Genomic DNA, 14,327 nt, shown 5'->3' on the forward strand with positions numbered 1-14,327 from the left:
ACACTTGTTACGCTGTGATTTCAGGGCTAAATGCGATACGCGCTTTCAGGATACGTTTAATGTCTTCAGGATTATGTTGTTGTGCCAAACGCTCAGGATCATCGATGGCAGCGTACCAAGCTTCTAAACGAGATAGCCAAAAACGCATCGCCGCCGTTTGTAACATTAATGGCCACGCATCTCTTTCGGCATCCGTAAATATCCGCTCTTGAGCGTAAGCCGACATCAATGCGTTGTATTTTTCTATGTCCAATTCCCCTGTTTCAGAATCAGAGCACCAATCATTCACTACAATGGCCAAATCGTACATTAACCAACTGTCACACGCATTGTAGAAGTCGATAATCGCGGACAACTTCGTACCAACAAACAAGGTATTATTGAAGAACAAATCGGCATGAATGGTGCCGGTCGGTAATTCAATAGCGGCTTGCAAAAAGTCATCAAACGCCGACACTTGGTTCAGCAACAAAGCCGCATCGTCCTCTGGAAGTTTGGGCGCCAACTCTTTACTGGTGCGATTCCACCATTCAACACCACGGTGACTTGGGCGCTTCTTGGGGAAACGTTGACCTGCTTTGTGTAACTTGGCCAACTCTGTACCCATCAGAGAACAGCTTAGAACATCTGTGTTATCCAGTAATGCACCCGCAAAACAATCTACAATAATCGCTGGTCGATCTTTAATAATAAACATGCGTTCGCCATGTTTGTTATCAATCGCTGATGGGACGTTAAACCCCTCAGCTTTAAAATGCGCCACCACATCCAAAAAGTAAGGCACGTCTTCTGCTGCAAACTCTTCAAATAAGGTTAATACATACTTACCTTGATCTGTGGTTACGAAGTAATTCGTATTTTCCACTCCTCCAGAAATGCCTTGAAAAGACACCAAGTTACCTAAGTCGTAATCAGCTAATAAAGCCAACATGTCATCTTGATCTAGAGAAGTATAAACAGCCAATTTAACACCTATTTTAATATCAGCAACGCAAGCGTATTTAAAGAAGTGCCTATGCTCCACAATAAGTGGAAAAAGGTCAATTGGTGAAAATGCATTTCCGCCCACTAAAGCCCTCTCAATATGATAATCTAGCCATTAATTCTAGAATTCAGTGCTAATGAGGGTATTTTCATGTCGGCTAGCGACTCAAACACCACTTCACCAATGATTTTGGTGGACGGGTCATCGTATTTATATCGTGCTTTTCATGCCATTCCACCGTTAAATACCAGTGACGGTCAACCAACCAACGCTATCCGTGGTGTGATCAGTATGATCCGCAACTTGATGGGGCGTTATCCTGATTCTCCGATGGTGGTTATTTTTGATGCCAAAGGAAAAACCTTCCGTGATGAGATTTATCCTGAATACAAAGCACAACGCCCATCCATGCCAGACGACTTACGTCTTCAAATTGAGCCAATTCACAAAATCATCGGCGCAATGGGTTTGCCTCTTATCAGCATCACTGGGGTAGAAGCTGACGATGTGATTGGCACCATCGCTAAGATTGTCGGTGAAACAGGCCGTGATGTCGTTGTATCCACAGGCGATAAAGACATGGCTCAGTTGGTTACAGAAAAAGTCACTCTCATCAATACCATGACAGATACCACTATGGACATCCAAGGTGTGAAAGATAAGTTTGGCATTCCCGCTGAGCTTATCATCGATTATCTTGCACTTATGGGCGATAAAGTGGACAACATTCCGGGTGTTCCGGGTGTTGGAGAAAAAACCGCACTGGGTTTATTACAAGGATTAGGTGGGCTGACCAGCATCTACGAGCGTCTGGATGAGATTGCCACATTAAGCTTTCGTGGTGCAAAAACCCTTGCGAAGAAAATGGCCGAACATAAAGAAATGGCCGAATTGTCCTACACACTCGCTACCATCAAATGCGATGTTGAGATGGACTTCGACCCTCTTACACTAAAAAATGGCCCTATTAATAAAGACCTTCTAAAAGAATGGTTCGAAAAGCTGGAATTCAAAACGTGGTTAAGAGACCTAGAACGCACACCAAGCGAGAAAGACTCTGGTGAAGAAAACGGCGCCGCTAACGTTTTATTGCCCCCGCCTATAGAAACACACTACGACACCGTATTAGACAAAGCACTTTTCGCCTCGTGGTTAGACAAGATCATCCAAGCGGATTTAATCGCCTTTGATACAGAAACCACCAGCCTTAATTACATGAAAGCGGAAATCATCGGCGTGTCTTTTTCCATTGAAGAAGGCACCGCTTGCTACATTCCCGTAGCGCACGATTACGAAGACGCTCCAGAGCAACTAGATAGAGACTGGGTACTGGCACAACTGAAGCCCATTTTAGAAGACGCCAATAAAGCCAAAGTCGGCCAGCATATCAAATACGACGCCAACGTCCTTGCGAATTACGACATTAAACTGCAAGGCATTAAGCACGACACCATGTTGGAATCCTATACTCTGAATTCCGTTGGTAATCGTCATGACATGGATAGCTTAGCGAAGAAGTTCCTTGGTCACACCTGTGTAAGCTTTGAAGAACTGGCAGGCAAAGGCAAAAAGCAAAAAACCTTTAATGAGATCGACCTCGAACAAGCCGCATTCTACGCCGCCGAAGACGCCGACATCACATTACGTTTGCACAACGCCATTTGGCCACAAGTAGAAAAACACCCATCGGTTGCCTCTGTTTTCACGGACATTGAATGCCCTTTAATTCCAGTATTAGCGTCGATGGAGCAAACTGGCACCCTGATTGATCCTGAACGTTTGCACGAGCAAAGCGCTGAAATTGCAAGCCGTTTACAAGAATTGGAAATCAAAGCCCACGAAGAAGCCGGTGAAAGCTTTAACCTAAGCTCTCCGAAGCAACTGCAAGTGATCTTATTTGAAAAGCTGGAATTACCTGTTATCAAGAAAACGCCAAAAGGCCAACCTTCTACCGCGGAACCCATACTACAAGAACTGGCACAAGACTACGAACTGCCGCGTTTGATCATGGAACACCGCAGTCTGTCTAAATTAAAATCCACTTACACAGACAAACTGCCAGAGATGATTCAATCCACAGGCCGTATTCATACCTCCTACCATCAAGCCGTCACCGCCACGGGGCGTTTGTCTTCTACGGATCCAAATCTTCAGAACATCCCGATTCGTACCGCAGAAGGCCGTCGCATTCGCCAAGCGTTTATCGCACCAGCGGGACATAAGTTAATCGCCGCTGATTACTCGCAAATCGAATTACGCATCATGGCGCATTTGTCTCAAGACAAGGGCTTATTAGACGCCTTCTCGAAAGACGCTGACATCCATAAAGCCACCGCCGCGGAAGTATTTGAAGTGGCCCTAGACGAAGTGACGACGGAACAACGTCGCCGTGCCAAAGCCATCAACTTCGGATTAATCTACGGTATGTCCGCCTTCGGTTTAGCGAAACAATTGGGTATAAGTCGTCCTGAAGCTCAAAAATACATACAGATTTATTTTGACCGCTACCCAGGTGTAAAACACTACATGGACAGCACCCGCGAACAGGCAAAAGAACAAGGCTACGTCGAAACCATTTATGGCCGTCGACTCTACCTGCCTGATATCAAAGCCAAAAACGCCATCATGCGCCAAGCCGCTGAACGCACCGCCATCAACGCCCCGATGCAAGGCTCCGCCGCTGACATCATCAAACGCGCCATGATCAAAATGCACGACTGGCTAACAGACACCGACCTAGACGTGACAATGATCATGCAGGTGCACGATGAACTCATCTTTGAAGTCGCCGAAAAAGACCTAGAAAACGCCCAAGCGAAAATCGTTGAAATTATGCAGAATAGTAGCCAGATTAATGTGCCACTGTTGGTAGAAGCAGGCGCTGGAGACAACTGGGACGAGGCGCATTAAGGTACTCTTAGTAAATGCGAGACTTGGGACTTGTTTAGCGAAAGCTTTTCCCCGCGGACATAGGATAAAGAAGCCTATATCGAAAGATATGGGCTGTTTTATGCCTACCGAAAACTTCTCCAACTTTTCTGTTTAGTCGTGCCTGAGCCTCCCAACCAATTGATCCACCATAAGCCCATATTGAATTCATCGATGCGGTTTGATGTTGTTGAATAAACGACATGGCTTGCTATAGACGGGACTGTTTTAGCTTTGCTTCTTCATCAAAGGATTGAAAATAGAGAACGCTGCCGTCGTCAATTTTTCTTAACTGTTTTAAACGTTGTTGGGTGACACTCCATTAGGTTACTGGCAATGCGTAGATTTTAAAGCCCCCTCCTTGGCTATCTTGTATGGTTATTTGAGCGTCAACAAAAGTTGAAGAAAACAGAGAGAGAACCAGCAACTCTAATGTATAAGTACTTTGTTTAATAGTATTTATTTTGAGTGTAAGTACTAACATACAAGTGCAACCCTGGTATTATTTTCTGGATGATTGTATTCGGGTATCTTTTCTATATGAGTAATTCTAATGGCTGCTGTCCTAGAATGGTCAGTGTGTTATCAATCGAATAACGCAATTTTAAATAAAAACGATTCTCATTTTATAAAAATTAACTGCATTTACATTAATTCAAATAGCATTCTTTAGTGTCTTTAAGCGGGTAACAACCGTTAAGTAAAATTAAGCTTAATTTTATCGCTTTTTACTCTATTTTTTCCGACTTTTACATGGTCTACTTCCGCTGAAAATACATCAGCTTTTGTGGGACGGCTCGTCTTCGTTACATTAACGCTGAGTAATAGAATGTAAATGAGGTTTTAAATGAGAGAAGTCCCACGCACAGCCATCTATTGTTTCATGTTTATTGCTGTCGGTTTGATCAGCGGTGTACTTGGCCCCAGCCTTATCTATCTGTCTAATCTGGTGTCGGCGAGTGTGACAGAAATCTCGATTATTTTTATCGCTCGCTCTGTTGGTAATATGCTGGGTGCGGTTATTGCTGGCCGTGTGTATGACAAAGCGAAAGAAGCCCATTATTATCTGATTGCTATGCTACTGCTTGGTAGTCTTTGTGTGTCTATCGCTCCTTTCTCAACCACCTTGATGATGCTGATGGTGGTGTTTGCGGTTATGGGTTTTGCTGAGGTATCCGTTAATACTGGCGGTAATCTCATGATCTTATGGCTCCATAAAGATAAAGCTGGCTCCGCTGTCTCTTTGCTGCACCTTTGCTATAGCTTAGGTAATATGATCTCTCCACTGGTATTGATCTTTGGTGGATGGTTGGGAGATAGTTACGGAGTTGGGTATTGGATAATCGCACTTTATACCTTGATCTTCCCATTCTTCTTATGGCGTCAGCCTAGTCCAAAGCTTGCAACAACAACGAAGCAAGATATACCAAAGTTGTTTAATAGAGCATTCTTTTTGTGTTTTGTCTTAACTATCTTTTTGTATGTAAGCCTAGAAATTACCATTGCTGGTTGGATTAGTACCTATGCGATTTTAAACGGCACAGACCAAACTCAGGCAGCAATGTTGGTAACGTGGTTTTTTGTTTCGCTTTCTCTTGGGCGTTTTATTTCTGTACCTGCATTACGTTGGGTGTCCTTAACACACTCCATTTTTGCCTTACTGTTTATCAGTGTTATTGGCATTTTAATTCTGTTGTTTTCGTCTCTTTCAATGATTGGTGTGGCGCTCATTTTAGGTTTAGGCTGTTCTGCACTCTTCCCTATTCTCTTTTCCTTCGCGAATAATGTCATGCCTTTAACCGGTAAGCTGACAGGTTATGTGTTTATGGGATGTGGATTGGGCGCGATGATCGTTCCGGCAATTACCGGCCCACTAATCGACGTGTTAGGCGCAACGGTTTACCCCATTATTTTATTGGGTATGATTATTTTATTGAGTGGGAGTTGGGCGAATCTACTCAGACTTAGTAAAAAGACATTGTGACTGACTGAGTAGACGCTATGTTGAGCGAGTGATGTTTAGATTGTGATATTTGAACGCCAATAACACGTGTTACAACTGTTTGTGCGATGGATGCTTAATGCTTGTCTATTGATATTTAAACAGAGTATCCAAAGTGAAAGCGGCTAAATCAGTGAAGACGTTAAAGTGAAAACCCATGTCTTTGTATTGAGTTTCACGGCCTTTGCCCGTTAATACCAATACGGCTTTGCAACCTCTTGCTATGCCTGCTTCCAAATCACGTTTAGAATCACCAATCATAATGGCGGGTGTCTGATTGAAATCAACCCTCAGTTCTTTTTCAATGGCTTCAATCATGCCTGACTTTGGCTTACGACAGTCACAGTTGTCATCGGGACCATGAGGGCAGTATTGAATACCCGCGATCTTGCCGCCTTCGGCTTCTACCAACTGAGTCATTTTCTCGTGCATTTTATGAAGCGTATCTATGGTGTAGTAGCCTCTTGCGATACCAGACTGATTCGTCACCACATACACTTGAAAACCTGCTTTGGATAACGCGGCTATAGACTTAATGCTGCCAGGAATAGGTTGCCATTCATTGAGGGTCTTTACGTATTGATCCGAATCGTAATTAATAACACCGTCTCGATCTAAAAGAATAATGGGTTTTTCGTTCGTCATAGTGCGGATTCCTATTATGCATTACCTCGTATTATAAGCACTTTACTGCAAACTCCGCAGAAGTTTTACGCTACAATAGCGCTTACTTTTCTGTTGTTTGTTTATTGGATTACTATGGCTTCTTTTATTACCTCTGCATTAATTTCAGTTATAAAATTAATGAGTCACCTTTCTCTGCCTGTAGTACAAAAAATGGGGCAAATTGTCGGTAAGAGTATTTTACGTTTTGACTGCAGAACCAAGACAGCGATTACTAAAAATCTACTGTTTTGTTTTCCTGAAATGTCTGTAGAGGAAAGGCAACGAATTACACAACAGCGTTTTGGTTACATGGGGCAAACCTTATCCGAAATGAGTCATTTATGGGTTAAACCATCGACCGATATCTTGAAGTACATTACCACATCCGAAAGCGATTCTAACCAGGACTTTATTGATGCATTAAATGACGAAGGCGGTGTGATTATTTTGTCACCTCATTTAGGAAATTGGGAAGTGATCAGTTTCTACGTATCTCAATATCGTAAAATGACGGCTATGTATCGTCCTCAAAAAGATGAGGCACTTAATCAATTTATTCTAAATGCGAGACAACAAACAGGTTCAGACTTGGCACCAACCAATCGAAAAGGTGTTATGCAGTTGTTGAAAGCATTGAAGAACGAGAATGGGCTGGTGGGGATTTTACCTGATCAAGTACCGCAACAGGGCAGTGGCGTTTTTGCGCCGTTCTTTAATACTCCTGCTTACACCATGACCTTGGCACATCAGTTGGCGTTAAAAACCAAAGCCAAGGTGTTTGTCAGCGCTGCGTTTCAAGTAGACGGTGGTTTTTCTGTACGAGTTGTCCCGGTGGATGAAGGGTTTTACAGTGAAGACGATATTGAGTCCGCTACGGCCTTAAATCAAACCATCGAGTCTTTGATTCGCTTACACCCAGAGCAGTACCAGTGGGAATATAAGCGTTTTAAATTGCAGCCGGATGGTCAAGAGTCCCTTTATAAATAGCCGTTCTTTTTATTCAATAAGATAGTTACTCTTCTCTGATATTAGCAAAGATCGCACGATAACATGCCGCTAATAAATCTTGAGGCGTTAGGCTGATGTCTAACCCTCTCTTACCACCACTGACGTAAACCGTATCGAATGCCTTTGCGCTCTCGTCAATGCAAGTTAACAAGCCTTTCTTTTGTCCTATTGGGCTAATACCTCCTACCAAATACCCTGTAAGTCGTTCCGCATTTTTTGGATCGGCCATTTGCAGCTTCTTAACATTGAATGCGCCGGCGGCTCTTTTGAGATTCAAGGTGCTGGTTACAGGTACAATCGCAACAAAGGTATTTTTACCATCGGTGACCAACAATGTTTTAAACACTTGATTGGGGTTCAGTTTCAGCTTCTCAGCCGCTTCATTCCCAAAGTTGGTACAACTGGAATCATGATCGTATTCGTGAATATCGTATGGGATCTTTCGTTGTTTAAGGGTTTTGCAAGCAGGTGTCATAAGAGAAATTCTATTAAATAATTACTGTTAGTGACCTTTTTTATTCGAGTGCTATTTTTGCCAGAACATGGGGGTAAACAAAACCAGTAAGGTAAATACCTCCAAACGACCAAGTAGCATAGAAAAGCACAGCATCCATTTTGCAGGATCATTGATACTGCCAAAATTTGCTGACACCCCCCCAAGCCCTGGGCCAAGGTTGTTTAAAGTGGCCGCCACCGCCGACCAAGCGGTAATCTGATCTAGCCCTGTCGCCATCAAGCCAATCATGAGAATTACGTAGACTAATAGATAAGCCGAAAAGAACCCCCAGACCGCAGAAATTACATTTTCTGGTAATGCTTTACCACCAAGCTTTACTGGAATGATGGCATTAGGATGAACCAAACGCTGAATTTCACGAAAGCCTTGCTTTAGGATAAGGAGTATACGAATGACCTTCATACCACCCCCTGTGGAGCTTGCACAGCCTCCGGCAAAAGAAGTAACGATTAATAAAAAGGGTAAGAAGTTTGGCCAACTTGAAAAGTCGGCGGTACCAAAACCTGCTGTCGTAGCGATAGAGACACTTTCAAAAATGGCGTAACGGAAAGCATCGACCCACTCGTAAGACGACGTAATCCCCAACACAACCGTGGAAATACCGATGGTGCAAAGTAGAATAAATAGGAAGAACTTTACTTCGGGGTCTTGGAAGTAGTGCAGTACGCTTCGGTGACGCCATGCAAAAAAGTGTAAGGCAAAATTCACCGCCGCGATAACCATGAAGGCGACACAAATCAATTCAATAACAGGGTTATCGAAATAACCAATGCTGGCATCGTGAGTAGAGAATCCACCAATCGCTACGGTAGAAAAGCTGTGGCAAATGGCGTCAAAGAATGTCATACCTGCCGCCCAATAACCAAGACAACACAGTGCGGTTAAAGTAGCATAGATGTACCAAAGTGCTTTGGCTGTTTCGGCAATACGGGGGGTTAATTTTGAATCTTTTACTGGCCCCGGCGTTTCCGCACGATATAACTGCATCCCACCAATACCTAGCATTGGCATAATTGCCACAGCCAATACGACAATCCCCATTCCGCCTAACCACTGCAACAACTGACGATAAAATAAGATGGATTTAGGCAAGTCATCGATATTGGTAAGGATAGTGGCCCCTGTGGTGGTTAAGCCAGACAAGGATTCAAATAAGGCATCAGTAAAGCTTAACGCGGCTGAATCGGTCAACATAAAAGGCACAGAACCGAATAGTCCAAGAACCGACCAAAAGAGTACCGTAATGATAAATCCGTCTCGAATACTGAGGTCGTGTTTTTGATGTCTGAAAGGAAGCCACAAACACAACCCCCCAATCAGGTTAATGCCTAAAGCGTATAAAAAGGCATTGATGGCACCATCGTTATAAATTAATGCGACGAGCATAGGTGGAATTAAGGTTAAGCTGAATACCATAACCAGTAACCCAATAACGCGCATAATAACCTGAATGTGCATGTCTTATCCTTGCTTGCTAGAAGGGGTCAATAAAATTGTGTTCTACGTTGAACTGAACTGAATTTAAAAGAAGGTTAAACCCACTTGGAATAATTGTTCAACAGCAGGGATTTGTTTTTTGTTTGAAACAAAAATAATAATGTGATCTTCCGCCTGAATCATCAGGTCCCCCGTTGCGATGAGAACTTCATCTTCTCTTACTACGGCTCCAATGGTTGAGCCTTCAGGAAGGTTGATATTCGCAATACTTCGACCCACTACTTTAGACGAGCGGTAATCACCATGGGCAACGGCTTCTAACGCTTCGGCAGCGCCTTTACGCAGTGAGTGGACATTCACTACATCACCGCGACGAATGAAAGACAACAACGAGCTGATGGTGGTTTGTTGCGGTGAGATTGCAATATCAATCATACCTTCTTGTACAATGTCAACGTACGCTGGATTATTGATAATAGTCATAACTGTTCTGGCACCAAGGCGCTTGGCTAACATGGAAGACATAATGTTGGCTTCGTCATTGTTGGTAAGAGCGCAAAACACATCGGCTGATTCAATATTCTCTTCAAGCAACAGTTCTTGTTTAGAGGCATCACCATGCAGCACAATGGTGTCGTCTAACTCCTCAGAAAGATAACGACAGCGAGATAGCTCACGTTCAATAATTTTAACGCGATATTCTTTTTCTAAGGTTTTTGCCAGTCGCTCCCCAATGTTACCGCCGCCTGCAATGATGATTCTGCGATAAGGTGTATCCAGCGGCCTTAGTTCACTCATGACATCCAATACATCTCTTTGGGCGGTCAAAAAGAAGACTTCATCATGGGCATGTATTCGGGTATTCCCATCTGGCGTAATAGACTGACCGTCTCTGTAGATAGCGGCAATGCGAGTTTGGATGGATGGCATGTGTTCTTTTAAGAAACTAATAGGCTGATCCGTCAAAGGGCCGCCCTTTTCGGCTTTCACCACAACGAGCTGGACTTTGCCGTGAGCAAATTCCATAACCTGCAATGCACCGGGATATCGAATAAGACGTTTTATGTGCTTGGTAACGGCTTTCTCTGGACTGATTCGGACATCAATTGGTAAGGCACTGTCATCAAATAACTGAGGGTACTTTGAATAAGCACTGGAGCGAACTCGACCTATTTTGGTTGGAGTCTTAAACAAGGTGTAGGCCACTTGGCAAGCAACCATATTGGTTTCGTCGTGGTTACTTACGGCAATTAACATATCAGCATCATCACAACCTGCTCTTTCAAGTACTTCTGGATGAGCCCCGCTGCCTTTAACTGTTTGAATGTCTAATCTATCTTGCAACTCCCTTAGGAGCTTTCCATCGGTGTCTATTACAGTAATGTCATTATCTTCGTTCACTAAATTCTCAGCGAGCGTCGCCCCGACTTGTCCTGCACCAATGATGATAATTTTCATATTGTGTCCTAATTGACCGCTATCCAAATAAAGGAGGATAAATTCAGTCAGTCTATAAGCTCTCAATTAAATATAAAACAGTGTGTTCTATTGCACAGGATTAATTTTAAACCCATTGGAGAAATTAATTAACGTTGTTTGATAAATAATACAAAAATAACTGTATATTCTTTTTTGATATAAAAAAAGCATATGCAATGGGTTCTTTTTACACGGAACTGTTAATCTAAACAGACTTCTCTAACAAACAATAGTAAAAGCCATCATGGCTCTGCTGCTGAGGCAGAAGCTGTCTACCATGGGCAACCTTGATACCGCAGTCATCTGGCAGTGATAATTCTTTCTCTATCGCATCCACATGGTTTTCTAAGAAGTGCTCTATTTGTAAGGTATTTTCTTCTTCTAAGATAGAACAGGTGGCGTAAAGTAACTGACCTCCTGGAGCGAGTGTTTTCCAAACCGTTTCCAAGATGTTCTTTTGAATGACGGTTAATTCAACCACATCATTTGGTTTACGGTTTATCTTAATATCGGGGTTTCGGCGAATCACACCTGTAGCGGAGCAAGGTGCATCTAAAAGAATTTTATCGAAGAATTGACCATCCCACCACGAATCCAAATCACAGACATCTGCACAAATGACATCAGCGGTTAAATCTAAACGTTCGAGATTCTCGTTGATTTTATCTAAACGCCAAGACTCCAGTTCCACTGCAGTGAGTGCAATGTCTTTTCTTTCCAGTAGGTGTCCCGTTTTGCCTCCGGGAGCGGCACAGGCATCAAGCACTTTTTCCCCATTGCTTAAGTCTAGAAGGAAAGCGGCCAACTGAGCGGACTCATCTTGAACACTGAAGTAACCAAAATCGAAATTAGGCAGTTGATTTACTCTAACAGGTTTTTTAAGGTACAAAGACACAGGGGAAAAGTCGCCCTTTTCTGTGTCTATTCCTTGCTCAGTTAATATGTCTATTGCTGTTTCACGTGAAACGTGTCGTTGATTTACTCGTATGCACATAGGAGGATGGCTGTTATTTGCGTCTACAATGGTCTCTAAATGTGCTGGCCAATGTTTCTTAATGCGTTTCACTAACCATTTAGGGTGAACATACTCAACAGAAGGCATGGATTCTATTGAAGCAACAATGTCATCACATTCACGCAAATAACGACGTAGGACGGCATTAATTAGCTTGCCAGCCCAATCTTTATTTAATTCTTTTGTCGCTTCAACAGCTTCGTTTACAGCCGCATGATCGGGAGTATCCATGTACTCTATTTGATATAAGCCGATTAATAAGGCGGCATACAAATCGTAATCGTCTTCTTCAAACGGCTGTTGTAACATGCTTAGCGCAATGCTGTTGAGCTTTGGAAACCAACGACACACACCAAAGCACATTTCTTTGAGCTTTGGTTGATGATCGTTACTCACACGCCCGACGTGTTTGCTCAGTTGAGTGCTAAGGGAGCCGTGGTTCTGTAAAATGCCGCTAATTACGGTAATTGCAACAGTACGAGCCTTCAAATAAAGGACAGATGACTCAGAGAAAGACACGTTTTTATCCGTCATGGGATAGACCTTTACTGATTGTTTGACCGACTTGCAGTAAGTCACTGTATTTTCCATTTAACGCGTCTTTTACGGTTAAACGTTTGCCGCCAGAAAATTGAATTACCGTCAGAGCCAAAATGCCCTTTCCAGTCGAAACATGAATTGCATCGTTGGTGACTGCAATAATTTCCCCTTCAGGAGAGGATGAAACGCCATCGACGCAATGTGCGCTGTGAATTCTCATCGTTCCTTTGCTGGTTTCAGTGTAAGCAACTGGCCAAGGCGATAAACCAAGGACTTTTCGAGCCAAGGTGTTTGCATCAAAAGACCAATCCATTTGACCTTCTTGTTTAACAAGCTTTGATGCGTAACACGCGTCGGCATCATCTTGTTTTTCTCCTGATAATTGACCTGCATCTAATTGATCTAATGCATTAATTAAAGATTCGCCACCTAAAACGGCCAATTGATCATGAAGTTCACCAGAGGTTTGACTCTCTGCAATAGAGCAACGAGCTTTAAACAACATATCGCCTGTGTCCAAACCAACATCCATTTGCATGATGGTAATACCTGTTTCTGCATCGCCTTCAATCACAGCTCTGTGGATGGGAGCGGCCCCACGCCATCGTGGTAATAAGGAAGCGTGGACATTGATGCATCCTAATCTTGGTGTCTCTAATACGGCTTTGGGTAAGATTAAACCGTATGCGGCAACAATCATTAAATCTGCATTGAGTTCGGCTAACGCGTTTCGATCTTCTTCCGACTTAAAGTTAACAGGTTGGTAGACTGGAATGTTGTGATTTTGGGCTAGCGCTTTTACCGGGCTGGCGACTAATTTCTGGCCTCGGCCTGAAGGTCGATCAGGTTGAGTGTAAGTTGCTACAATGTCATAGTTACGACTTGCGGCATTATCCAATAATGCTTGCAAGCTGGATGCAGCAAATTCTGGAGTGCCAGCAAAAATAATGCGTAAAGATTGTGTCTCTAACTGTCTGACGGTATTGGATTCTGACATGGAAATGGGCCCCGAAATCAAAAATGAAAATGCGTATCGATAACAAAAAATCAGGCCGCAGCCTGATCTTTAAAATAACTCAATGGTTTATTAGCAACGTATTGCAAACCAAGGGCGGCTAGACGTGTGGCTAAGCTTTTGCTTTTTGCTGTTTTAGCAGTTTTAGCAGTTTTGTCTTAATACGATTGCGTTTTAATGGAGAGAGGTAATCCACCATTAATTTGCCATCTAAGTGGTCTATTTCATGCTGCACACAAACGGCCAACAATTCATCTACATCCATTTTGAATTCTTTTCCGTTGCGGTCTAATGCACTCACCCGTACTTTTGCAGCACGATAAATGTGTTCATAAAATCCCGGAACAGATAAACAGCCTTCCTGTTGCTCATTGGGTGCATCGTCTAATACTTCAAACTCTGGGTTGATAAAAACAATAGGGTCGTTTTTCTCTTCAGAGAAGTCCATCACAACCAAACGATGGTGGTAATTAACTTGTGTTGCCGCTAATCCCAATCCATTTTCGTCGTACATGGTATCGAGCATGTCGTCGATCATGGTTTGTAATTTAGGGGTAAACTCAGTGATCGGTTTTGCGACTGTACGCAAGCGTGGATCAGGGAATTCTAAAATCGGTAAAACAGCCATAAAAATCGTCCAAAGTTCAATATCTAAGTCGTTCCACTCTGAAAAACAATTTTGAATAACGTATTATTCAATCAGAGTCATGAACAAACAGTCGTAATTTTTTAATA

At 43.0% G+C, this 14,327-nt stretch carries 12 protein-coding genes; 3 read left to right on the forward strand and 9 right to left on the reverse strand.

Translation table 11 applies throughout. The annotated features are described in order from the left end of the window. Positions 1–7 precede the first annotated feature (7 nt). Positions 8–1,069 carry a homoserine kinase gene (locus ACMUMJ_RS04885; protein ID WP_414677670.1) on the reverse strand — a complete coding sequence of 354 codons (1,062 nt, stop codon included), beginning with the start codon at positions 1,067–1,069 and terminating at the stop codon, positions 8–10. A 66-nt stretch (positions 1,070–1,135) separates the two neighbouring features. Here ACMUMJ_RS04885 and polA point away from each other — a divergent pair, with 66 nt between their 5' ends. Then, positions 1,136–3,895 carry a DNA polymerase I gene (polA, locus tag ACMUMJ_RS04890; protein ID WP_414677671.1) on the forward strand — a complete coding sequence of 920 codons (2,760 nt, stop codon included), beginning with the start codon at positions 1,136–1,138 and terminating at the stop codon, positions 3,893–3,895. 340 nt (positions 3,896–4,235) lie between these two features. Here polA and ACMUMJ_RS04895 read toward each other — a convergent pair whose 3' ends face one another. Beyond that, positions 4,236–4,397, reverse strand: coding sequence for a hypothetical protein (locus ACMUMJ_RS04895; protein WP_414677672.1), 162 nt, complete (start codon positions 4,395–4,397; stop codon positions 4,236–4,238). 363 nt (positions 4,398–4,760) lie between these two features. On the opposite strand from ACMUMJ_RS04895, the gene ACMUMJ_RS04900 reads away from it, so the two are divergent. Continuing rightward, on the forward strand, positions 4,761–5,897 hold the full coding sequence (locus tag ACMUMJ_RS04900) for an MFS transporter (RefSeq protein WP_414677673.1): 1,137 nt from the start codon (positions 4,761–4,763) through the stop codon (positions 5,895–5,897). Between the two features lie 105 nt (positions 5,898–6,002). Here the strand turns inward: ACMUMJ_RS04900 and gmhB are convergent, their stop codons facing one another. Beyond that, complete coding sequence (gene gmhB / locus ACMUMJ_RS04905; protein ID WP_414677674.1) at positions 6,003–6,560, reverse strand: D-glycero-beta-D-manno-heptose 1,7-bisphosphate 7-phosphatase; 558 nt, start codon at positions 6,558–6,560, stop codon at positions 6,003–6,005. Between the two features lie 114 nt (positions 6,561–6,674). Between gmhB and ACMUMJ_RS04910 the strand changes: the two genes are divergently transcribed. Then, positions 6,675–7,568, forward strand: coding sequence for a lysophospholipid acyltransferase family protein (locus tag ACMUMJ_RS04910; protein ID WP_414677675.1), 894 nt, complete (start codon positions 6,675–6,677; stop codon positions 7,566–7,568). 25 nt (positions 7,569–7,593) lie between these two features. Here the strand turns inward: ACMUMJ_RS04910 and ybaK are convergent, their stop codons facing one another. The 6 genes from ybaK to def all read right to left on the reverse strand — a co-directional run bounded on the left by ybaK (position 7,594) and on the right by def (position 14,220). Continuing rightward, positions 7,594–8,064 (reverse strand): Cys-tRNA(Pro) deacylase, encoded by a 471-nt coding sequence (gene ybaK, locus ACMUMJ_RS04915; RefSeq protein ID WP_414677676.1) that lies wholly within the window; start codon positions 8,062–8,064, stop codon positions 7,594–7,596. 51 nt (positions 8,065–8,115) lie between these two features. Continuing rightward, positions 8,116–9,564 (reverse strand): TrkH family potassium uptake protein, encoded by a 1,449-nt coding sequence (locus tag ACMUMJ_RS04920; protein WP_414677677.1) that lies wholly within the window; start codon positions 9,562–9,564, stop codon positions 8,116–8,118. Between the two features lie 63 nt (positions 9,565–9,627). After that, positions 9,628–11,001, reverse strand: a complete 1,374-nt coding sequence (trkA, locus tag ACMUMJ_RS04925; protein WP_414677678.1) for a Trk system potassium transporter TrkA — start codon at positions 10,999–11,001, stop codon at positions 9,628–9,630. Positions 11,002–11,227: 226 nt separating this feature from the next. After that, complete coding sequence (gene rsmB / locus ACMUMJ_RS04930) at positions 11,228–12,571, reverse strand: 16S rRNA (cytosine(967)-C(5))-methyltransferase RsmB (RefSeq protein WP_414677679.1); 1,344 nt, start codon at positions 12,569–12,571, stop codon at positions 11,228–11,230. Then, entirely contained in the window at positions 12,561–13,574 is a 1,014-nt protein-coding gene (gene fmt / locus ACMUMJ_RS04935; RefSeq protein WP_414677680.1) for a methionyl-tRNA formyltransferase, read from the reverse strand. Before fmt ends, rsmB begins: the two co-directional genes overlap by 11 nt. 130 nt (positions 13,575–13,704) lie before the next feature. After that, the gene (gene def, locus ACMUMJ_RS04940; RefSeq protein WP_414677681.1) at positions 13,705–14,220 is read right to left on the reverse strand and encodes a peptide deformylase; all 516 of its coding nucleotides are present in this window, start codon (positions 14,218–14,220) and stop codon (positions 13,705–13,707) included. Positions 14,221–14,327: the final 107 nt, after the last annotated feature.

Origin of the sequence: Marinomonas phycocola (genome assembly GCF_047525455.1) — a bacterium.
Lineage (GTDB): Bacteria > Pseudomonadota > Gammaproteobacteria > Pseudomonadales > Marinomonadaceae > Marinomonas.